Origin of the sequence: Desulfopila aestuarii DSM 18488 (assembly GCF_900143695.1) — a bacterium.
Taxonomy (GTDB): domain Bacteria; phylum Desulfobacterota; class Desulfobulbia; order Desulfobulbales; family Desulfocapsaceae; genus Desulfopila; species Desulfopila aestuarii.
This window is the reverse complement of record NZ_FRFE01000001.1, coordinates 162,233-184,196: the sequence shown is the minus strand read 5'-3', so window position 1 is coordinate 184,196 and position 21,964 is coordinate 162,233. Positions and strand designations below refer to the sequence as shown.

At 50.1% G+C, this 21,964-nt stretch carries 21 protein-coding genes; 14 read left to right on the top strand and 7 right to left on the bottom strand.

What is annotated here, in order from left to right:
• The first annotated feature begins 52 nt into the window (after nucleotides 1-52).
• On the top strand, nucleotides 53-367 hold the full coding sequence (locus BUF15_RS00735) for a ComEA family DNA-binding protein (protein ID WP_073611523.1): 315 nt from the start codon (nucleotides 53-55) through the stop codon (nucleotides 365-367).
• Between the two features lie 158 nt (nucleotides 368-525).
• Here BUF15_RS00735 and BUF15_RS00730 read toward each other — a convergent pair whose 3' ends face one another.
• The 3 genes from BUF15_RS00730 to BUF15_RS00720 all read right to left on the bottom strand — a co-directional run bounded on the left by BUF15_RS00730 (nucleotide 526) and on the right by BUF15_RS00720 (nucleotide 2,884).
• Nucleotides 526-918 (bottom strand): rhodanese-related (seleno)protein, encoded by a 393-nt coding sequence (locus tag BUF15_RS00730; RefSeq protein WP_263577242.1) that lies wholly within the window; start codon nucleotides 916-918, stop codon nucleotides 526-528.
• Nucleotides 915-2,195: a hypothetical protein gene (locus BUF15_RS00725; RefSeq protein WP_073611521.1), complete on the bottom strand. Its 1,281-nt coding sequence runs from the start codon at nucleotides 2,193-2,195 to the stop codon at nucleotides 915-917. Before BUF15_RS00725 ends, BUF15_RS00730 begins: the two co-directional genes overlap by 4 nt.
• Nucleotides 2,196-2,392: 197 nt before the next feature.
• Nucleotides 2,393-2,884, bottom strand: a complete 492-nt coding sequence (locus BUF15_RS00720; RefSeq protein ID WP_073611726.1) for a GNAT family N-acetyltransferase — start codon at nucleotides 2,882-2,884, stop codon at nucleotides 2,393-2,395.
• Nucleotides 2,885-2,922: 38 nt separating this feature from the next.
• Here BUF15_RS00720 and BUF15_RS00715 point away from each other — a divergent pair, with 38 nt between their 5' ends.
• On the top strand, nucleotides 2,923-4,389 hold the full coding sequence (locus tag BUF15_RS00715; protein ID WP_073611520.1) for a sensor domain-containing diguanylate cyclase: 1,467 nt from the start codon (nucleotides 2,923-2,925) through the stop codon (nucleotides 4,387-4,389).
• A 52-nt stretch (nucleotides 4,390-4,441) separates the two neighbouring features.
• Here BUF15_RS00715 and BUF15_RS00710 read toward each other — a convergent pair whose 3' ends face one another.
• Nucleotides 4,442-4,885, bottom strand: a complete 444-nt coding sequence (locus BUF15_RS00710) for a universal stress protein (protein WP_073611519.1) — start codon at nucleotides 4,883-4,885, stop codon at nucleotides 4,442-4,444.
• Between the two features lie 487 nt (nucleotides 4,886-5,372).
• Between BUF15_RS00710 and BUF15_RS00705 the strand changes: the two genes are divergently transcribed.
• The 3 genes from BUF15_RS00705 (at nucleotide 5,373) to BUF15_RS00695 (ending at nucleotide 8,242) form a co-directional block, all read left to right on the top strand.
• Nucleotides 5,373-6,362 (top strand): tetratricopeptide repeat protein, encoded by a 990-nt coding sequence (locus tag BUF15_RS00705; protein ID WP_159441192.1) that lies wholly within the window; start codon nucleotides 5,373-5,375, stop codon nucleotides 6,360-6,362.
• Nucleotides 6,363-6,437: 75 nt separating this feature from the next.
• Complete coding sequence (locus BUF15_RS00700) at nucleotides 6,438-7,097, top strand: hypothetical protein (protein WP_073611517.1); 660 nt, start codon at nucleotides 6,438-6,440, stop codon at nucleotides 7,095-7,097.
• Nucleotides 7,098-7,258: 161 nt separating this feature from the next.
• On the top strand, nucleotides 7,259-8,242 hold the full coding sequence (locus BUF15_RS00695; protein WP_073611516.1) for a vitamin K epoxide reductase family protein: 984 nt from the start codon (nucleotides 7,259-7,261) through the stop codon (nucleotides 8,240-8,242).
• A 167-nt stretch (nucleotides 8,243-8,409) separates the two neighbouring features.
• Here BUF15_RS00695 and BUF15_RS26715 read toward each other — a convergent pair whose 3' ends face one another.
• Nucleotides 8,410-8,724, bottom strand: a complete 315-nt coding sequence (locus BUF15_RS26715) for a hypothetical protein (protein WP_143170588.1) — start codon at nucleotides 8,722-8,724, stop codon at nucleotides 8,410-8,412.
• A gap of 530 nt (nucleotides 8,725-9,254) precedes the next feature.
• Here BUF15_RS26715 and BUF15_RS00685 point away from each other — a divergent pair.
• From BUF15_RS00685 to BUF15_RS00670, 4 genes are all read left to right on the top strand, one after another.
• Nucleotides 9,255-9,662, top strand: a complete 408-nt coding sequence (locus BUF15_RS00685; protein ID WP_073611514.1) for a 4Fe-4S dicluster domain-containing protein — start codon at nucleotides 9,255-9,257, stop codon at nucleotides 9,660-9,662.
• Between the two features lie 8 nt (nucleotides 9,663-9,670).
• Nucleotides 9,671-10,555: a CoB--CoM heterodisulfide reductase iron-sulfur subunit B family protein gene (locus BUF15_RS00680; protein WP_073611513.1), complete on the top strand. Its 885-nt coding sequence runs from the start codon at nucleotides 9,671-9,673 to the stop codon at nucleotides 10,553-10,555.
• 68 nt (nucleotides 10,556-10,623) lie between these two features.
• Nucleotides 10,624-11,406 carry a 2Fe-2S iron-sulfur cluster binding domain-containing protein gene (locus BUF15_RS00675; RefSeq protein ID WP_084553295.1) on the top strand — a complete coding sequence of 261 codons (783 nt, stop codon included), beginning with the start codon at nucleotides 10,624-10,626 and terminating at the stop codon, nucleotides 11,404-11,406.
• 39 nt (nucleotides 11,407-11,445) lie between these two features.
• Complete coding sequence (locus tag BUF15_RS00670; RefSeq protein WP_073611512.1) at nucleotides 11,446-13,122, top strand: FAD-binding protein; 1,677 nt, start codon at nucleotides 11,446-11,448, stop codon at nucleotides 13,120-13,122.
• Nucleotides 13,123-13,233: 111 nt separating this feature from the next.
• Here BUF15_RS00670 and BUF15_RS00665 read toward each other — a convergent pair whose 3' ends face one another.
• Complete coding sequence (locus BUF15_RS00665; protein WP_073611511.1) at nucleotides 13,234-13,443, bottom strand: rubredoxin; 210 nt, start codon at nucleotides 13,441-13,443, stop codon at nucleotides 13,234-13,236.
• 1,273 nt (nucleotides 13,444-14,716) lie between these two features.
• On the bottom strand, nucleotides 14,717-15,112 hold the full coding sequence (locus tag BUF15_RS00655; RefSeq protein ID WP_073611509.1) for a GatB/YqeY domain-containing protein: 396 nt from the start codon (nucleotides 15,110-15,112) through the stop codon (nucleotides 14,717-14,719).
• Nucleotides 15,113-15,485: 373 nt separating this feature from the next.
• Here BUF15_RS00655 and BUF15_RS00650 point away from each other — a divergent pair, with 373 nt between their 5' ends.
• From BUF15_RS00650 to BUF15_RS00630, 5 genes are all read left to right on the top strand, one after another.
• Entirely contained in the window at nucleotides 15,486-17,087 is a 1,602-nt protein-coding gene (locus BUF15_RS00650) for a peptide ABC transporter substrate-binding protein (protein WP_073611508.1), read from the top strand.
• Nucleotides 17,088-17,233: 146 nt separating this feature from the next.
• The gene (oppB, locus tag BUF15_RS00645; protein WP_073611507.1) at nucleotides 17,234-18,157 is read left to right on the top strand and encodes an oligopeptide ABC transporter permease OppB; all 924 of its coding nucleotides are present in this window, start codon (nucleotides 17,234-17,236) and stop codon (nucleotides 18,155-18,157) included.
• A gap of 18 nt (nucleotides 18,158-18,175) precedes the next feature.
• Nucleotides 18,176-19,069, top strand: a complete 894-nt coding sequence (gene oppC / locus BUF15_RS00640) for an oligopeptide ABC transporter permease OppC (RefSeq protein ID WP_073611506.1) — start codon at nucleotides 18,176-18,178, stop codon at nucleotides 19,067-19,069.
• A 2-nt stretch (nucleotides 19,070-19,071) separates the two neighbouring features.
• Nucleotides 19,072-20,031 (top strand): ABC transporter ATP-binding protein, encoded by a 960-nt coding sequence (locus BUF15_RS00635; protein WP_143170587.1) that lies wholly within the window; start codon nucleotides 19,072-19,074, stop codon nucleotides 20,029-20,031.
• Nucleotide 20,032: 1 nt separating this feature from the next.
• On the top strand, nucleotides 20,033-21,058 hold the full coding sequence (locus tag BUF15_RS00630) for an ABC transporter ATP-binding protein (RefSeq protein ID WP_073611504.1): 1,026 nt from the start codon (nucleotides 20,033-20,035) through the stop codon (nucleotides 21,056-21,058).
• Nucleotides 21,059-21,964: the final 906 nt, after the last annotated feature.

Below are 21,964 nucleotides of genomic sequence, written 5' to 3'. Positions count from 1 at the left end.
AATGTCCTGCAGATTTATTATCAATACTCAAGTTGTTGAGGGAGAAACATTTATGAAAAAGATGAGTCTGTTGTTTGTCGTTCTCTGTTTGTTTGTAACGGGTGCAACCGTTGTCATTGACGAGAGTTTCGCAGCCACCAAAAGTAGCTCACAGGCGGTGGTTCCGTTGGCTGATAAAGTAAATATCAACACCGCTGACGAGGCCATTCTTTCCACTCTGCCAGGAATTGGTGAAAAGACAGCGGCAGCCATTACCAGCTACAGAAAAGAGAATGGTAATTTCAAGTCAATTGACGACCTGGCAAGGGTGAAGGGTATTGGGGATAAGAAACTTGCCAAGATCCGCCCTTATCTCCAGGAGATATAATAGCAAAGAGCAGTAATTCATCCGATATTCGTAGTCAGAAAGATCACCACTCTCATACCACATACCCGCCAAAAGCCAAGTTTGCTTTTAGCGGGTATAATGCTTTTTGTATCTATCACATAGTATTGGGAGAGGGTGTTTCAAGAAGTATTTCATTACTATTTGGGAACGACCGGATACTGCTCTCGATACCAGGCCCGCCAGCCGCCTTTCAAGGCAAAAACATTTGTGTAACCAATATCGAGGAGTTTCTGTGCCAGACCGGCACTTGTTGCTTCGTTGGGTCAGGCGCAGTAAAGAACGAGCTTTTTATCCTTTGGCAAGGTCGTTGACCATTCAGCGAAATCCTCACCGCTTGCCCGGATGGCGCCCGGAATTTTGAATTCGCTGGTGGACCAGTCGCGTCCGGCCCGTACATCAAGAATGACCACTGAGTCTGAGTCGAGCATTCCTTTCAGTTCACTGATTTCCATGAGATTTATGGCACCGGCAAGTGTCGGTGATATGGAAAAGCAGAGCGTGATTAGCAATAGAAGAGTGAATTTTTTCATTGAGTATCTCCTTTGTGTTTGTGGCGAGGGGGGATTACCTCAAAGGCGGGTTGTTTCCACAACCAAAAAGCGCTGATTCCACTGGCAGCGGTCAGCGTCAACAAGATAAAGCGAAAAATTACTACAGCCTGGTGGTGCGATGCGGCCATAAAAAAGGCCAGACCTGTGAACAGGGTGGCGAGAACAAAGCCGTGCCATGCCCTGGCAACATTGTTACGATAAAGAATGCGGCCGGCGGCAAAGCAGAGAAGCGCAAAGAGCAGCAGCCAGAGCAGAAGACTGGCCTGAATATAGGTCTCGATAATATCATGACCAGCGAGCCCGCCAATCATGAGTGCACCAATAATGAGAGCAAACAGTAGGACAAAAAGTCTCTTTTTTCGTCCGTTCGGTGTATGACCGGGGAGCAGGTTCCGTTCGCCAAGCTCGGCGAGGGTCGAAGATGCCTGGTGAAAGAGTGTATTGACCGCGCCGCAAGTGGTACTGATGATGAGGCAGCCCATCAGGATGCGACCAGTTTCGCCAAGGATCTCCCTGGCAACCAGAAGGTGTGGGATAGTCGAGTCGAGCAATTGCTCATAGGGCACATATTGCAAGGAGAGCATGGCCCACAACAAAAACAGCGAAAGACAGAAGAAAAGTGCAGCCAGTGGCGGCAGGCGTGAGTCCCTGTTGTTACTGGGCGTCATATAATCTGTGCCGAGAAAGAGCAGGAGTGCGCCCACCGCAACTTCAGGGGTAAAAGAAAAACCAATATCCATGGAGACCGGCCGGCTGCTGGCTGGTCCTCCTAGACCGGCGAGGCAGAGAATGAGGAGGCAGAGAAGTCCCAGTCCGGCAAAAATTGGCTGAGCTGCCGTGACGATTCGTTCACCAGCCAGATGGAGCAAGGTGATCAGGCCGAGCAGCAGAAAAGCAAACCCGAAATTGGGGAACCAGTAGAGGAAAATCTCGTTGAAGGCAAACCCGGCGGAAACCAGGAGACCTGTGGGTAACAGCAGTACAATGGCTAACCGGCTAGCCAGAAGAAGGGACATGGCTGGAAGCCTTCCTGCACCTTGAATAAGGAGGCTAGTCTGACTGCATCGTCCGTTATTACGTAACGCAGGGTGGCGGATAAGAGCAATGCCGCGCGCGGTCAACAGGGCGGCGAACGCGAGTGCAACCAAGAACAGGGTCCGGTTGGCAGCAACACCGTTACCAAGCCGAACCAACGCATCCGGTGACAGCATCCAGCCTAGACTCAAGGCGGTAGCAATAATATAGGGCCACGCCATGAAAAATCCCCCTCTGTTGGCAAATGATACCTTCTATACGTGTAGATCACTCTATCAGCAAGAATAAGGAGATCCTTACAGTTGAACAAGGGTGGAACGGTGAAAATCTGCAATAGCAGGAAGTTAAATGGTGTGAGCGGTAAAAGTGAGATGTCCAGGGGACATGCAGCTGGTCAGCCGCCGATTAAACAGCGATACTATGACGTGGAAGGTCGGAATATCATGTCGAGATGGGCAATATCATCCTCAAGATACGGTTGAGAAACAGCAATAAAGCCGAGGTCTTCGTAGAATTTTTCAAGGTACTGCTGGGCCGAAATGGTGATGTCTTGACCGGGATAAGAAAGTTGCGTATGGTGCAGTGCCTGCTCCATCAGCAGTCGACCAATTCCTAGGCCTCTTGCTTGACCAGCAACGGCGAGACGTCCTATGGCGGGGGTGCTATATCTTTTCCCGGGAGAGAGGATTCGCAGGCAGCCCACGAGTTCGGCTGTTTCTTCGTTGGATTGCCGGTAGAGCAACAGGTGGAGGGCCTCTTCATCAAGACCATCGGCATCGAGATAAGGACAATTCTGCTCCACCACAAAGACCTGCTGGCGCAGCTGGAGCAAGTGGTAGAGTTCGCAGGTGGAAAGCGCATCAAACGTTCGCCACTGCCAGATGAAATGTCGATGTTCTCCTTGATTCATTATTTGCCTCTGTGAAACATTTTTGAGATTATCCATCTATGAAAAAGATTGATTCCCGATATAAGCTGCTCATTTTACTCACCGTGTTACTCAGCCTGGGCTTTATCGGCGGCAGTGCAATCAATTATCAAATCACCAAGACATCGATTCATCGTGAGATTGTCCAGAACGACCTGCCGTTGACCATGAACAATATCTACTCAGACCTTTCTTCTGAATTGACCCGGCCGATTCTTGTGGGTTCCAGCATGGCCGCCGACACCTTTTTAAAAGACTGGGTCATGGACGGTGAACAAGATGAGATGAGAGTGCGAAAATATCTTGAGGAAATCAAGGAGAAGTATAATTTCTTTTCCGCTTTTTTCATATCTGCCCATTCTCTGCGCTACTATCATTTCAAAGGTGTGCATAAGATCATCAGCCCCGCGAACAGTCATGACGCATGGTTCTATCGATTTATCAGTTCAGATAAGGATTACGATCTTGATGTGGATACTGATGAGGCGAGCACAAATGTCTTGACAGTTTTTATCAACTATCGGGTCGAGGATCAAGATGGCCGGCTACTTGGTGTGACAGGTGTCGGTCTGAAAATGGAGAGTGTGGCGGAACTTGTCGGCCAATACAAAGAGCGCTATGGACGTAATGTTTTTCTGGCGGATCGTAACGGATTGATTCAGGTGCATCAGGACACCTCACTCATCGAGCGTGTTACGATTGCTGAACTTACAGGGCAATCGATGGTTGCGGAAAAAATGCTGGAAATTACAGATGAACCTGAGAGTTTTGAGTATCAGCAGGGTGGTGATGCCATCCTTGTGAATGTTCGCTATATCGAAAATTTGAAGTGGCTATTGTTTGTTGAGCAGAATGAGACGGAGACGCTGCGTGAGGCAAAAATGAATTTCTTGCGGGCAGTGCTCATTGGGCTCTTCACTTCGGCCATTGTCGTTGTGATAACACTGATAACGATCAATCGCTACCAACGGCTCCTGGAAAAACTGGCGGTCTCCGATGAACTGACAGGTTGCGCCAACAGGCGAAAACTGGAAGAAGAATATGATCGGTTCGTCTATAGAGGAAATCGGTCAGGTCGTCCGTTTTCCTTGATTCTCATGGATCTGGATGGTTTTAAAGAGGTCAATGATACGCTGGGGCATCTTGAAGGTGATGAAGTGCTGAAGACAATCGCCGGCTTGATGGTAAAGGTTACCCGGCCAACTGACGTTCTGGCCCGCTGGGGCGGCGATGAATTCGCTCTTTTGACAGAGAGTTCACAGGACGACACGTTGATGATGGCAGAACGTATACGATGTGTTGTGGCAGATACGCCCTGGAACGAAAAACGTAACATCAAGCATGATCCGAGAGGCGATATCTCGGTTTCTCTTGGCGTTGCTGTTTTTCGGGAAAGGGAAACTTTTTCAGAACTCCTGCAGCGGGCAGACCTGGCCCTCTATCGTTGTAAACAGCTGGGAGGCAACAGAGTGGAAGTGGCCGATTGAGTCAAATCCACTCTGGATTTGAACTGCGTTCTCAGTTTTTCAAAAGAGACAGCTATTTATAGGGGTTCATGGTCATTGTCGGGCAGTGGACCGCTTTCAGGACCCTTTCCGCGACGCTGCCCAGCAGGATTTTCTCCAGCCCTTTGGCCCCGTGGGTGCCGATAATCACCAGGCCTGCGTCTTCTTCTTCGGCGAATTTGACGATAGTCTCGACAACTTCACCTTTGTAGACGATACCGCTGATGTTTTCATATTGCGATTTGTTATCGGCGATCAGGTTGGCCATAACCTCCTTGGCCCGTACAATACGTTCCTGATTGATGGTTTCAAGAGATGGGCTGCCAAGCATCATATCGCCGGCGGCATAAAACTCGGTCACATGAATAAAGCTCAGGTGGACTCCCATTTTTTTGGCAATATAGATGGCGAAATCAACGAGTTTCTGGGTGTGTTGTTCGAGGTCGACCGGGACCACGATTTTCGTAATTTCTTTCATGGCGTTCCTCCTTTCAGTTGAGTGGGACGATAGCGACACAAATTGCGCCACGATATGGAAGCCGGAACGGGCTTTTTTGGCATCTGTGTCTCAGCTTATGTTGCTCACTCTATATGTTATTATACGTCCAAAACCGTTATGATGAAAAGAATATTATGGAGTCCAGATGTTTCAGGAATAGAGCAATTACAATATTATCCGGAGGGTTCCTGGCGGTGCGGCTTGTTACTTTTCTGGAGATATGGTTCAATTACTCCAGACGATTGAACAATCTATCAGATTGCATAGCGTTGACAAAACGTGCTGACCTGCTGATGCTTTTTAAGCGTTGTATATACGTCTGTGTCTTTTTTGTGGTGGCTGCCACCATGAGAAACGGGCTAAGTTTTTAACGAAAATTGCATTCGGCAACGTTTCCTTTTAATGAAGTGCAAATACTTTCTGAAAGTATGTGATGATGACTGGCAAGCTCCAACGTTCTACCTTCATGAAGCTCTTGATCAAATACTCTTCTCTCGTTGCAGCGGTGTGTGTGTTGAGCGTTCTCTCTGGTTGTGTGGCCAAGGAGGTAGCCGAAAATTTTGCCAACACCGTCAAGGGCGATTACTACCTCTCAACTGATAATCATGAGGCGGGCGAGGAGTATTTTCGCCGTGAAGTTGAGCAAAATCCGGAAAATGTCCTGAACAATTATTATTACGGCAGGTTATTGTTGCTTTCGCATCGGGCCAAGACTGCCTTGCCCTATCTTAAAAAGGCTGCCAGCCTTGCGCCGGAAAATGCTGATTACCATTTCTGGATTGGTGCGGCCTATGGTAGTCTGGAACAAGGGAAAGAGCGTACGTTTTATCAACAGGCCTTACAGCTTGATCCGGAGCACCAGCAGGCTCTGACTGCGCTGGGTAATTCATATATGCGGAGCAAGCAGTATACAAAGGCGCTGCAGATGTATGGCAAGGCGCTGTCGCTCTGGCCGGAAAACCCGGGTGCTCTTTACAACAGGGCGCTGGCATTGTCGAAACTGGGGCGACATAAGGAGGAAAAGGATGCCTGGCACCGGTATCTTAGTGTCAATTCTTCCGGCCGATTGGCTCGAAATGCAGTGGAGCACCTGAATGCGCTTGGAGATTTCTCCTATCGCAATTACATTCTCGGTGCTCGCCTGGTGACAGTTAAGGCAATAGCTTTTGATCAATCCGGAACTGAAGTGGCACGAGCATCGCGTTCGAGTCTGGAGATGATTGGAGAGACGGCAGCCGGCATTGAGTCCGGTATGTTGCAGGTGGTGGTATACTACAAGGGAGATACGGAGTTAGCCAAGGCCCGGGCGTTGAGCATCCGTCGCCAGTTGCTGAAAAGTTCCCCTGAGCTTGGCCGGGAACGGATCGGTGTCAGCTGGTTCGGTGAGCCGCAACGGAACCGGAAGAAAAAATGGAATATCGAGGAATCTATTGATTTCTTTCTGATAAACAAATAGATAATGAGAGACATCCTGTTGTCTGTTATGCAGGCGAGGGTTGTGCCGTTCCAGAAAACATCTAAAGGAGGAAACATGAAAAGAACGTATATGCGTTGGTGTTGTGTTGTGTCGTGCGCGTTGTTGCTTGGCTGGAGCAGCCCGGTCTGGTCAGATGAGCCTCAACCTGATTCAACAGCTTATGCTGAGGGGAATGAGGAATCTCAGTATCAGAATGCGGCGCAGGCTCAGCATGATGCTGATCTGGCTGAGGCATATAATGAGAAGCTCGAAGCGGAGATGGTTTCAATTCAGGTGCAGTTGGAAGATGAAAAGAATCCGGCCATCATTGATGAGTTGAATGCGCAATATGATGAGCTTGCCAGCCAGAGATTGGATGAAGATGTCGAGAATTTTGCTGAGATGCGCGCAAACGGTATGGGTTGGGGGGAGATCGCCCATGAACTTGGGGTGCATCCGAGTGTGCTGGGCCTTGGTCATACGAAAATAAAGGGTATGAAGAGTGGCGATACCGAACTGGCCATGGCAACAACGATGGATATGAAAACCGGCAACAGCATGGGCCACGGCAAGGCGTATGACGATGGCGCGGGCACGAGTAAAAACGGTAATGGCAATGGTAAGACCCAGGGTAGCCAAAAAAATAAAAGTGATGAAAAGGGGAACAAGGGCGGTAACGGCAATGGCAACGGTGGCAACGGTGGCAACGGTAACGGCAACGGAAAAAACAAATAAGGCTTCAGCCTTCACTTGAGCATCTTTAATTGTCCCCTCCATATAGTGGCCGGAGCTGAGTAGGTCGGTGCCGGTCCATTGATTATGACACATTTCCACCAAATGATGATCTGCTGACTATGCTGTATCAACCCCACCGGTTTTCCGAGAGAACCCCTTCAATGATCAATTTGCAGATGCTGCTAGCCTTGGGCGGAGGCCTGCTAGCAGCGGCGCAGGCGTTGCTGATTGTTCTGCAGGGAAATATTCTCTGTCTAAACGACGGTTGTGAAATCGTTGAAAAGTTGACGAAGGTGCCGCCGATAGCCTTCAATGTCGTCGGCAGTCTCTTTTTCATGAGCGTATTTCTTGCACTCTGGCAGGGTGCCCGAGGCGTCAGGGGCTGGCTGAACCTGGCCCGAATTCTGCTATTGGCCGGAATGGCGGTAGAAGGCGTACTGATTGGTTTTCAGTACTATGTTGCCCAGGTGTTCTGCTCGTACTGCCTTACTGTTTTCTCTATTATCCTCCTGCTGAATCTGTTGATGGGCTGGCGGCAGCTGTTGAGCGGTCTGACGGTTACCGTTTCAGTGCTGATGGCATTTTCTGGTCTTCAATTTGTTCCCCATTTGCAGGCCGGAGAAGTCGCGCTGGAAAGTGGGGTCTATGGTCGCCTGGAAAACACGCAGTCGAGCACTGCACGCTATCTTTTCTTTTCGTCCAGCTGCCCTCATTGCGAAGATGTCATTGCGACGATTGATGATGACTTTGTGTGCAGTCTTGATTTTAATCCTGTTGATGAACTGCAGAAATCCCCAATCAACTCTCTGACATTACGACAGACGTATTCTCCTGAGCTCAACCGGACATTTCTGAAAAACCTGGAGATGCCTGAAATTCCGGTGCTGGTCGTGAAAGCGCCAGAAGAGGTTCGGGTGCTAAAGGGGAAGCAGGCTATCGTTGCCTATTTTGACAGCAACTGCCGAAAGAAGAAGGTGCCTGAAGAAGTTGTTTCAGGTTTATCTGGAACAAGCGTTCAAAATGGTACGAGCCCGGTCTTGCCATTTATTACACCAGCTCCAGCTGATGAGACATGTTCGGTTGATGTCGATTGTGAGGAGGACCCGCTAGCCGGAACTGCTGAAGACGCCACCAAGGCTGAGTAAAACCAGCCCCCCTTGAGTGGCTGACATGTAAGGATAGAGAAAAAAGATTGTTAAAAAAGCTCCAGGGAATAGAATTCCCTGGAGCTTTTTTCATTATATTGTGCCGTTATCCCTTCTTTTGGAATACCGGCGAAAGCTGTAATTGTAGACAGAGAAAGATGCAGCGGCTATCTCAAGAGGGCTTCGAGTTCTTCCTGGGTGAGCAGGGAGGGAGGGCCGCTGCAACGGCGTTCAAACAGGCGCTGTTCAGTGCCCTTGCGCCTATCAACACCAAGACGGCTGCGGGTGAGAGAACGAAGCCACGCAAGAAATGAGCGTTTTCGCGCCTGGTTACCTTTGCGCGGGTCAAGACGTCGTTCACCGGTGTTTCTTCTGTCCGGATTTTGTCGTCTGCAGCTATTGTGCGATCGTCGTTCAATTCCGTCCCAGGAGGACGTGCCGATTCGTGCGTTCATGGTATAAGCGGTTGGCTGAAGTTCCATTTCGCGCCTGCCGTTCCAATAAGAATCGCGGCAGGATTTCCCACGTAACATACATAAAAGTGATGTATGTGTAAGCAAAATACAGAAAACACTTGATTAATTAAGGTTTCGCCAACAGTTCCTCATTCTGAGGAACCTGAAATTACAGGGCACTCCGTAAATCTTTTCCTCATTTCATCCGGTCGGTATCCCCCTTTTGGCGGGTGCTTTTTGGATACTGCCGTTTTGGGCCGCAATGATTGCCTCTGCAATTGGCAAGAAAACGAATAATAAACAGCAATAGAATGAGGGCTCATTCATTATAAGGCAATTAAGTATATGTATATATGCAAAATAAAGGATGTTGATTTGGCGACTCCAATCTGTTATTACTCTATCGTGTTGTAAAGGTCTAATCTTTGGACAGCGCTGTTCCCTGAAGGGTGGTTTTCAAGTGGTGTCAATCTCAATATCCCGCTCTCCAGTCTGAAGTGGATGCTGTCTGTCAACGCCATCGGAGACGTACTACTGGATCCAGAACGAGAAGGAAAATGACATTGAAGATGAATGCTGGGACTCAATCACTGGAGTCGATACAAAAACTGAATGAACTGAGCGGCGAAAACGTCAAGCTCTGCATGCAGTGCGCCACATGCAGCGGTATGTGTCCCATGACGGCAGAGATGGACTATGGCCCCCGCAGGGTGATGCACATGGCCCAGTTCGGCCTCAAGAAACAGCTGGCGGAGATCAACACCTACTGGAAATGTGCCTCTTGCCATGCATGTACGGTGAAATGCCCAAGGGGGATTGATATTGCCAAGGTCATGGAGGCACTGCGTCAACAGAGCCTGCGCACCGGCCAGAATAAAGTTGAGCCTTCGCAGATGTCGGCCGAGACGATTGCGGATCTGCCGCAGATCGCCATGGTTGCAGGGTTCAGAAAATTGACCAGCTAAGGAGAGCAATGAAGATCAGTTACTATCCGGGGTGTACCCTCAAAACCAAAGCCAAAAATCTCGACAGGGCGGCGATTGCGTCCCTGGAGGCCCTTGGTGTCGAAGTTGAAGAAATCGACAGGTGGAACTGCTGCGGTGCTGTCTACTCACTGACGGCGGATGATCTTATCCATATGGTCGGACCGGTACGCAATCTTATTCGTGCCAAAGAGCAGGGCGCCGACAAGTTGGTGACCCTCTGTTCCATGTGCTACAACACTCTGGCGCGGGCCAATCAGCTGATGCGTGAGGATACGGTCAAACGTGATACGATCAATCGTTTCATGGACGATGAGATCGATTATGCCGGTGAAGTCGAGGTCGTGCATTACTTAAGCTTTCTCGAGCAGGAAATCGGTTGGGAAAAGTTGAAAGAAGCGGTCAAGGCGCCACTCTCCGATCTTAAGGTCGGAACCTATTATGGCTGTACCCTGCAACGTCCTGCCGATGTGGGCATCGAACCTTTTGGCAGCTACCTGCTCATGACCGGGATGCTGGAAGCACTCGGAGCAACGGTGGTGCCCTTTGCGGCAGCTGATAAATGTTGCGGGTCGTATCAGGTGCTTGGTGCGGAACCCGTTGAAAACAGTGCTGCGGCTGCAGTCATCAACATTGCAGGTGGGGCAGGGATTGAAGCGCTTGCCACCAGCTGTCCGCTCTGTGAATATAACCTCGGTAAACAGCAGAAGCAGTTACTGGCCAAAGAGAAGATCGGGGCCCCGGTGCCGACCTACTACTTTACCCAGTTGCTGGCCTTGGCCCTGGGACTGGAGGCAGAGGTCTGCCATTTTGAATTGAACGATGCTGCAAGCCTTGAGCTGTTAAAAAGCAAAAATTGCCTGGCCGCTGCCTAGAAGTTTGACAGACTCCTGGAGAGGCTCTGGAGATTCCACTATATTGCGCGAGAAAATGGAGAAAAACCATGTGTGACACAACAAAGACCCCCAAAGTAGCGACCGGAGACCGGGCCATTTTGCCGGAAGGCGCCAGGACCATTCCGATATTTGTGATGGGCAAAAAATATGAAGTGCCCGAAACCCTGACTATCATGAAGGCCATGGAGTTCGCGGGTTTCAGATTCCTGCGCGGTGCCGGCTGCCGTGGTGGTATCTGTGGCGCCTGTCCCACCGTTTACCGGATGGCTGGCGACTATAAGCTGCATTTCGGCCTGGCCTGCCAGACAGTGGTTGAGGCCAATATGTATCTGGCCCAGATCCCCTTCTTCCCAGCCAATAGGGCAAGCTTCAAGCTTGAAGAGATGGAAGGTGTTGCCGAGACCATTCACGCACTCTATCCTGAGCTATTCCGTTGCGTGGCCTGTAATCTCTGCACCAAGGCGTGTCCAATGGATGTCGACGTTCTCGGTTATGTCTCTGCCATGAAGCAGGGCAATATCGAGAAGGCTGCACGAATCTCGTTTGACTGCATCCAGTGCGGACTCTGCGCCAGCCGTTGTATGGGCGAGATACCACAGTATCATGCCGCCCAGCTGGCTCGCCGCATCTTTGCCCGCTATATCCAGCCGCAGGCAGAGCACCTGAAAAACAGAGTGATGGAGATTGAAGGTGGCAAATATGACCCGATGCTCGATGAACTGAGCGGCATGAAGAAAGAGGATCTCGAGGCCCGCTATGTGGCCCGTGAACGTGAGCCGGATCTGGCAGCTGCAGGTACCTGGCAGCCCAAGGACACCAGTCATCTTTAACAGACAACGAATCGACCATCCGGCACGAAGGAGAATATCATGGGATACACACCCGAATTACAAGAACTGATCAAACGAGTAGAAGCAACCCGCCCTGCGCGGGTGGAAATGGCCCGTCGCAATGAGCACTATCCGGCACTTTCCATGGCCGAACGGGAAACCGTACTGAGCAAGCACCATCCCGACTATCAGGCAGACGCCAAGATGGCGGTAAGGGTTGGCCCGAACAAGGGGGATGTTTTTCAGGAAGGCGTGGCACGACTGCTTGAGTCCAGGTCGATTGTCCGGCCCGGCCTGGTTGATCTGAACAAGATCGATCATGAAACCGACGTCCTGGTTATCGGTGGCGGCGGTGCTGGTACTTCAGCTGCGATCATGGCGGCTGACGGGGGCTGCAGGGTTATTGTTGCCAACAAGCTGCGCCATGGTGATTCCAACACCATCATGGCTGAAGGCGGCATCCAGGCAGCGACTCAGGAATGTGACTCACCCTATTATCACTTCCTCGACACCATTGGCGGCGGTCATTTCACCAACCAGCGTGACCTGGTGGCGGCGCTTGCCAAAGATGCACCCCTGTCCATCGCCTGGCTCGAAAAACTTGGCATGATGTTCAATAAACATGAAGATGGGCGTACCGTTGTCCGTCACTGCGGTGGTTCTTCGCGAAAGCGTCTGCAGTCTTCAGGCGATATGACCGGTGCCGAGATTATGCGGGTAGTTCGTGATGAGGCAAGAAACCGTGCTGATATGATCACCGTTCTCGAATTCAGCCCTGCTATTGAGCTCCTGCTTGACAGTGAGGGAAAATGTGCCGGTGCCATCCTCTTTAACATGGAGACCAAGGAGTTTTCCATCGTCAAGGCGAAAGCGGTGGTTTTGGCTACCGGTGGTTTCGGTCGTCTGCATATCAAAGGCTTTGCCACCACCAACCACTACGGCGCCACCATGGACGGTGTGGTCATGGCCTACCGGGCGGGCGTTGGCAATAAGTCGCTACACTCCACCCAGTATCATCCCACCGGTGTTGCCTATCCGGAGCAGAATGTCGGGTTGCTGATCACTGAGAAAGTGCGTGGTCTTGGTGCTCACGTATTGAATATCGATGGCGAGCAGTTCTGCTTTCCGTTGGAGCCGCGTGACGTCGAGTCCGCCGAACTCATCCAGGAAGCGATGGAGAAAGGCAAGGGTATCATGACTCCTACCGGTCGTGTAGGCCTCTGGCTGGATTCTCCGATGATTGAGGAACTCCATGGTCCGGGAACCGTGAAGAAGGAGTTACCGGCCAAATTCATCCAGTTTGAGCGGCATGGTATCGATATCAGCAAGCAGCCGATGCTGGTGTATCCGACACTCCACTATCAGAACGGTGGTATCAATGTTAATGGCGATTCCGAAACCATTTTGCCTGGCCTTTACGGTGCCGGCGAGGTCATCGGAGGCGTCCATGGCGAGAACCGGCTGATGGGCAATAGCCTGCAGGATATCATTACGTTTGGTCGTCGAGCCGGTATCGGCGCCGCCAAATATGTACAGGGCGGTGTTGAGGTGAAAGACCTGACCCTTGATCATGTGGTGAAGTTTGAGAAAGAGCTGGCCGAGGCTGGTGTTGAAAACCCTGCCGTGGCTCCGATCATTCTGCCAGACTATTCAACGGATGAAGTCGCCGAACGGCGCTGGCCGAAGGCGTTGACAGAGGGTGTTCCCGGTGTCTGATCTATAGAACACAGTTTGCCGTCATGCGGCGGCAATCACGATGTACAAGGCCATCGTTCCTCTCTGAGGGACGGTGGCCTTTTTGTTGTGCAGACCTGACATTGGGCGGAATCAGATCCCGTCCACCAGCACTGAGCCGGGACCGGCCAGTGGCCTGAAACTTTTTTTTGAAGCCTGGCAGAAGGGGCAGGACCAGTCATCAGGGAGATCTTTGAAGGCGGTGCCTGGAGGGGTGTCAGTTTTAGGTTCGCCTTTGTCTGGGTCATAAACATAGCCGCAGTTGGGAATCTGGCATTGATACATATCTTTTGGCAAAGCCATAGGTTCCTCCTAAAGTGGTTGATATAGGGATCAAAAATCTGCTGTAGCTGAACTTGCCCTGCGAACTGTACCTCATCGCTAACGTATCATGTTTTATTGCTTGATACCAATTCCTTTTCAGGCTTTCCATGTCGGAAGGCGAACGGGTTTTAGGAAAAGTGGGGTCACAAAGCGGGGCAGTTGCTTGAGCAACGCAATCGAAATGGCGATCAGTCTGAAAAAACGGATCGTATAGACAGTAAAAGATGGCCGCCTTGGTTTCATCTTCTTTCCTGTGGAATGTAGCCGCTGTCATTGCCCTTCATATGTTGAGGATCTCAAAGATCCCATGAGCCTGAAAGTCAAGAATCAGTGCAATTGTTCAGTGAGAAAAGCATCACAATTTTCGGGTGTTCAATGCTGGATCAAGTGCTGAGTTGAGTCGCCAATTCAACTGTGCTGGTTGGGGTTGATATATTTTGTCTGTTTTTCCAGACATGATTTCAGGCATCCGGACGACAGGTGGAAATGATGGCAATCATCTCGTTTTTGTGGATAAAAAAATATATAAAACAGAGTGTTATGAAAAATTAAATTACAGTATCAACGCCATCACCGCGAAAGAATGTCGATTATTCAATCTGATTTTGCAGAATCTCAAGTGAGAAATTGTTATAGAAAAAAGGCAAATAGGGAGCGAACAGCGGGATCAGGGAGGAATATGAAAGGGTGTCTACAGGATGCGTTGTGATGTCGTGGGGCTGTGGCAGGAGAGAATGTGATGCTTTACTTATAGTCTAAACATTCGAAAAAACATTGTAATGCGTTCGTTTGACGTGAGGGGTTCTCATGGGTTAAAAGAGCAGTTGATAAAAAATGACAAGATGAAAAACGCATCTGGCACGACCATTGCTTAAAGGAAACCGTACAGCACATTCCCCATGTTCTGTATTGATGTTATTGAGCCAGGATTGCCAAGCGGAAGCCTTTTGTATCGGTGGGGTGCAGAAACAGGTCGTAAGCTTGGCATTCCAGGTTCTCTCACTTCATCCCTTCAGGTCTATCTGGCATATAGGACCGTAAAACCAAAAGCGTTCCTTCCTCTTTGGAACCTTCTGGCGAAGGAATGACTCCTCCAGGGAAAGCAAAAGATTCCGTGCTGGAACAGGCAATTACTGGCAGCGTGTTCCGCCTGGATTCTTTTGCTTTCTTTGGCAGTGGAGTTTTCCTCTCTTCTTTTTTTCAGTGTTCAATAATATTTTCAACTTTATTATACGAGATTAGCAGGTTGGGCTTATAGCTCCTGCAAAACTTTCTTGACGATGTTGCCGTCGGCACTGCTGCCAAAATGGGCCATGATTGGTTTCATTGCCTGCATTTTGTTGGCGAACTGGGAAAAATCGATATTCTCACCGATCCAGTTACGGATTTCCTCTTCGCTGGCCTGTTGGGGAAGGTATCCCTCAAGTACGTCGATATAGGGTTGGTCCCCATCGCCGCCGGCTGCAATCAATTCCCGCTCAGATTTAATCAGTTTTTTAATGATGCCGATGACTGTTGCATCGGCGAGTTCTTTTTCCGGCTGTCGCTGGAACTCCCCGATTAAAATGCGGATTGCTCCAGTCTTGGCGGTATCCTTGGCTTTCATTGCTACTTTCAGTTCGCTTTTGATTTTTTCCTGTAAGCTCATATTGTTTCTCCGTTTGGGGATGTTCTGAAGTTGCTCATATCCTGCAGTAAATAATAGGTAAAGTGTACTCGCTGCGAGGGTCGTGGTCAATTTCAAACATCGCGACAGCTTGGGGACTGTAGAGAGGTCTATGTATGTCAAAAAACGAACATCGATTCCTATAATTGAAAAAAATCAGGTTACTGATTTTGTCTCAACTTATTGTGAATAAACAAACATCTGGTTTTGGTGTCCTATTGATGGAGTCTTTCGGGCTTGCTTAATCAGCCGGATGAGTATACAAATGTTTGTGGAAGAAGTTGCGAGTCGTTGTTTGGTGAAGTACTAGATTGCTGTTGTTGCGGTATTACTTAACTCACATGGGAGGATTTCTATGAGCGAAAAACGATGGCAGGGGCTGTTTGGACTGAAAAAATTATTTTGTGCGGCTTGTGTCTTTGCCGTAATGACTGCGGGTATCGCTTTAGCCGGCGGAAATCTCCGGGTTGCCTCAATGGGTGAGCCGGCCTCTCTTGATCCGCACAAAGTGAGTGGTACCTGGGAGAATTACATAGTTGGCGATATGTTTGTGGGTCTCACGACTGAAGATCCCAAATCGAACGCTATACCAGGCGTTGCTGAGTCCTGGACCATTTCCGAAGATGGCAAGACCTATACCTTTAAGCTCCGTCAATCTACCTGGTCGGATGGTACTCCTCTGACCGCCAATGATTTTGTGTATTCCATGCAGCGTATTCTCCTGCCAGAGACTGCAGCTGAGTATGCTTCGCTTCTCTATATAATTGAAGGTGCGGAAGCCATCAATTCCGGCAAAGCTGCTGCCGATACTCTCGGCGTCAAAGCCATTGATGACCAGACTCTGGAAGTAAAACTCACCGGTCCGGCCCCATATTTTCTCGAGCTGCTGACCCATTACACCGCTTATCCGGTACCAAAGCATGTTATTGACAAGGTGGGCAAAGACTGGACCAAACCGGAAAATATGGTTGTTAACGGTCCGTTCAAACTCGTTGAGTGGTTACCGAATACCCATGTAAAATTAACCAAGAATGACAAATATTATGACGTAGGTGCAGTCGTTCTTGATGATGTGACCTTCTATACCCAGGAGGATAGGGCCGCGGTCCAGAAGCGCTTCCGTGCCGGTGAAATTGATGTGGCTATGGATTTCGCCTCAGACCAGATCGACTGGCTGAAAGCGAATATGCCGGAGGAGACCCGTATCGCCCCGTACATGGGTGTCTATTACTATCCGATCAACTCTTCTGTTGCACCTTTTAACGATCTTCGGGTGCGTAAAGCTCTGAGCATGGCGGTCAACCGCGAGGCGATCTGCGACAAGGTGCTGAAGACAGGTGAGCTGCCAGCTTACTCTTTCGTGCCTCCCGGAGTATCGCACTATGAGCATCCTGCTGAGGTTGAGTGGAAAAGCATGCCCTATGATGAACGGATTAAGGAAGCCAAAGCGCTTTTGGCAGAAGCAGGTTTTACCGCCGATAAACCACTTGAGCTGACCCTGAAATACAATACTTCCGAGAACCATAAGCGTATCGCCGTAGCTGTCGCCTCTATGTGGAAGCAGATCGGTGTAAAAACGGAACTGTATAACGCCGAGGTCAAGGTACATTATGCCGACCTGAAGCAGGGCAATTTCCAGGTGGCTCGCGCTGGCTGGATTGCCGATTATAACGATGCCCAGAACTTCCTCTATCTGCTGGAAACCCGTACCGGTCCCAACAACTACGGCCGTTATTCCAATCCCGAGTATGATAAACTGATGCTTGAGGCTGAGGTTACTGCCGATCTCACCAAACGCGGTGAGCTGATGTACAAGGCTGAGTCGCTGGCTATGGCTGATCTGCCGATCATCCCGATTTATCACTATGTCTCCAAAAATCTCGTAGCAAAGAATGTCGTTGGATTTGAAGATAACTCCAAAGACATCCATCGCTGGAGATATGTAACCCTGAAGTAATATCAGTCAGTCGGTTGGGGAAGCGAGCAGCTTCCCCAACCGACGCTGTTGTTGAAAGGGGACCCACGGTGTCTCACGCCGGACTTCCTGGCTGTGCGCATCGATAACTTCCCCTGTTTGTCACTGGTTTATTCCCAGGAGTTTCTATGTTTGCCTACGTCGTACGTCGTCTTGGCAGCGCCATCCCGACCCTGTTTATTGTCGTTACCGTCGCCTTTTTCATGATGCGGGTTGCGCCCGGCGGTCCTTTTGACCGTGAAAAGCAACTGCCCCCGGAAATCGAGGCAAATATCCTCAAGGTCTATAATCTCGATAAGCCGCTTCATCAGCAGTATTTCGATTATATTGGCAATATTATCCAAGGTGATTTCGGACCGTCGTTTAAATATCTCGATTTTACTGTCACAGATCTCATCCTGGCAGGTTTTCCGGTCAGTCTACGGCTTGGTCTTGCAGCCATTTTGATCGCCGTGGTTTTCGGGGTTACTGCCGGGACCATCGCGGCGCTCAAGCAGAACTCAACTTTTGACTATATGGTGATGGGGCTGGCCATGACCGGTATCGCCATTCCGAACTTTGTCATGGCACCGCTTCTGGCGCTTGTCTTCGGGGTCTATCTCTCCTGGCTGCCGGTGGCCGGCTGGAACGATGGGGCTTTGCAGAACCAGATATTGCCGGTCATTACCTTGGCGCTACCGCAGATCGCCTATATTTCCCGGTTGACTCGGGGATCTATGGTCGAGACCATGCACTCCAATTTTATCCGAACCGCCAGGGCCAAGGGCTTGGCTGAAAAGATTGTCGTGGTGCGCCATGCCTTGAAAGGCGGGTTGCTGCCGGTCATCTCTTATCTTGGACCGGCTACTGCTGCGGTCATTACCGGCTCCGTGGTTATCGAAGCCATTTTCGATGTTCCCGGCATTGGCAGATACTTTGTCACCGGAGCTTTGAATCGTGATTATCCAGTGGTGATGGGCGTTGTCATCTTCTACGCGGTGCTCATTATTGGGCTGAATCTGGTTGTGGATCTCATCTACGGCTTTCTTGATCCGAGAGTAAAGGTTGAATAAGTGGCTACTACACCATTCATGAAAGACCAGCTGAACGGGCTGGAAATAGCGGAAACGGTCAAGGGGCGCAGCCTCTGGCAGGATGCGATGCGTCGCCTGATGCATAACAAGGCGGCCGTGGTCTCCATGGTGTTGCTGGGTATTATCGTGATACTGGCAATTCTGGCACCCTATCTCTCCCCATGGGCCTATGACGAGCCGGATTGGGGGTATGATTTTCCGGGTGCGCCCAATGGGGAACTCAAACATTGGTTCGGCACCGACGGCAATGGTCGCGATCTCATGGTTCGCACCCTGTTTGGTGCGCGTATCTCTCTGATGGTGGGTGTACTCGCCACCACAGTAAGCCTTTTAATTGGGGTGACCTACGGAGCGACCGCCGGCTTTCTCGGTGGCAGGATAGACAATGTGATGATGCGTATCGTCGACATTCTCTATTCGCTGCCCTTTATGTTCTTTGTGATCCTGTTGATGGTTTTCTTTGGTCGCAATATCTTTCTCATTTTCGTGGCGCTGGGTGCGGTCGAATGGCTGACCATGGCCCGGATTGTCCGCGGCCAGACCCTGTCAGTGAAGAAAAAGGAGTTTATCGAAGCGGCCCACGCTATTGGTGTCTCCAACTGGAAGATCATCATCAGGCACATCATTCCCAACGTCCTGGGTCCGGTCATTGTCTACATGACACTTACAATTCCCCAGGTGATCCTGACCGAGTCCTTTCTCTCCTTTCTGGGCCTTGGGGTGCAGGAACCGCTCACCAGCTGGGGTGTGCTTATTTCAGAAGGAGCCAAGCAGATGGAGTCGGCACCGTGGATGCTGATTTTCCCCGCTGTTTTTCTAGCTTTGACCCTCTTCTGCTTCAACTTTATCGGCGACGGCCTGCGTGACGCCCTCGATCCCAAGGACAGGTAATTATGCTGCTTGATGTTCAGAATTTGACGACGCGCTTTTATACCCACGACGGTGAGGTGTGCGCGGTAAGTGATGTGAATTTTTCCATTGAACCAGGCGAGTGCCTCGGCATCGTCGGGGAATCGGGTTCCGGCAAGACTCAGGTCTTTATGTCCATTATGGGTCTTTTGGCCAAAAACGGCCAAGCCGAAGGCAAGGCCTATTTCAATGGCAAGCAGATCCTCGGTTTAAACCCGGCGGAGCTCAATAAACTTCGTGGCGTTGAGTTCTCGATGATCTTCCAGGATCCGATGACCTCGCTGAACCCCTACCTGCGAATCTCCCGACAGATGACCGAGGTCCTGATGGAGCATCGTGGCATGGGTGAGGAGGACGCGACCAAGGCCTCCATCGATATGCTCGATCTGGTGGGAATTCCTGAATCCAGAAAGCGGATTGGCATGTATCCACATGAGTTCTCAGGTGGTATGCGCCAGCGGGTGATGATCGCTATGGCGCTCCTCTGTCAGCCGAAACTGCTTATTGCCGATGAGCCGACCACGGCGCTCGATGTGACCGTTCAGGCGCAGATTCTCGAACTGCTGGCCCGCCTTGGTCGTGAGCTGAATATGGCGACGGTGATGATTACCCATGATCTCGGGGTGATCGCCGGGCTGAGCGACCGGGTGGTGGTGATGTACGGTGGCCGCATTGTTGAACAGGCCACGGTGCATCAGGTCTTCAACGACCCGCAACACCCCTATACCAGAGGGCTTCTTGACTCCATGCCGAGGCTCGACGATCCAGGCAGCGACAAACTCTACACTATCGCCGGGCAGCCGCCCAACCTGCAGAATTTACCATCGGGTTGCAGCTTCGCCCCACGCTGTGAATTCGTTATGGAGAAATGCTGGACCGATCGTCCCGAGCTTGCAGAGATCGGTAGTGGCAGAATGAAGGCCTGTTATCTGGAGAAGATGTAAAATGGAAGCGACGACTACCTCGAAGAATAGTAATAGTAATGGTGCCCCGATTTTGTCGGTACGAGGCCTGAAAGTCTATTTTCCCATCTCCAGCGGCAAGTTTTTCGTGCCACCGATTCCCTTAAAAGCGGTGGATGATGTCAGCTTCGATCTCTATAGCGGAGAGGCCCTGGGCGTTGTCGGCGAGTCAGGTTGCGGCAAATCAACCCTGGGTCGGGGTGTCCTGCAGTTGATCGAGCCGACGGCTGGAGAGGTGGTTTGGCAAGGCCATCATCTGGAAGGACTGGGGCCCAAACAGATGATCCTCTATCGTCGTGATCTGCAGATTATCTTTCAGGATCCGCTGGCAAGTCTCAATCCTCGCATGACCATCGGTGATATTATCGCCGAGCCGCTTACTGTGCATTATCCCGAGCTATCAAAAGATGAGCGTAAACAGCGGGTAGCCAAAATCATGGAGGAGGTGGGACTGTTGCCGCAGATGATCAACCGCTATCCCCATGAGTTTTCCGGCGGTCAGTGTCAGCGTATCGGGGTGGCCCGGGCCATGATCTTGCGCCCTAAGCTGATTGTCTGTGACGAACCGGTTTCGGCGCTGGATGTCTCAATTCAGGCCCAGATCATCAACCTCATTCAGGATCTGCAACAGAGCTTCGGGTTGTCGCTTATCTTCATCAGCCATGACCTCTCCATCGTCCGTCATATAAGTCACCGTATCATGGTGCTCTATCTCGGCAATGTGATGGAGATAGCCGACAAGTTAAGCCTTTATGATGAGCCGAAGCACCCTTATACCAAGGCGTTGATCTCAGCCGTGCCGATTCCTGATCCGGAGCAGGAGAAGAACAAGCAGCGAATTGTACTCGAAGGTGATCTGCCGTCGCCGCTGTCACCACCTACCGGTTGCGTTTTCAGAACACGCTGTCCGATCGCTCAGCCGCTATGTGCCAAGGAAAAACCGCCTCTGGTGGATGCGGGAGCAAAGCATCAGGTTGCCTGCCATTTCTGGGATGCCGATATCAGGTAGCGTCCAAGGTTTTGTAGAGTGGGTGTCACGAAAAATGCTTTTGTGACACCCTGGTTTCTAAAATATGTAGTTGTAGCTCCTGTTGATGTAAGTGTATTAATTTGCGGTGTTAATCCATTTTTTATCCTTTCGCCAAAGTTATTTTTTCTCAAGGTATCCCTTCGTCGGCAAAAATCCGGTTTTTTTCTGTAACCAAACCGTGCGTTTTTCAAATTCCTGCCCAGATTGACAAGGTATATTGATTAACCATTTGATTGTATAGTAAAATGTCGACGATTTCTATCTGCCATGGAAGGCCATTGTCTTAAGATGATGACAGCGTGGTTGATGATACCACAAATGACTAGTTGTGAACGAAATTGGATCTGACTAAAAGATGTAAAACAGGTTTCTATTTCTTCGCTATTTTAGGCTATTAGGGGTGATGGACTGCGGGTTGCCGGGGAAAGAATGGGCTGTTTTAAGGTGCATGCTATTTCCATCAATGGCTGGGGCGAACAAGCAGGTGTGTCGAGCTTATTGGCCATAGTCCCGGTTAACTGTCAGATATTATGAATGATTGTCTGGACGATGCTATGTGGATGGGTCAGACTGTTGAGGGGGCATTCCACAAAATGCCTGACATGTTAAAAGACTAACTGTTCCGTTGGTATGTGGGTCATTGAGATGAATCCTGTTGCTCGTAAACGACATATGATGGATTGAAAAATAACATCATCTGCAAGTCAGAAATCTTCCCTATCTGTCTAATCTGTGGTCCTACCAGTGTACCTCGCGATTCGATCCCGCTCTTGTCATTTTTCCTATACTTCGCTAGAGTAGCAATTCAAATCCGACAGATTGAGGTGTTTACTGACTCTGCTGCTTTCAAAATAATGTATGGCAAATGTGGGTACTCATCTTTGC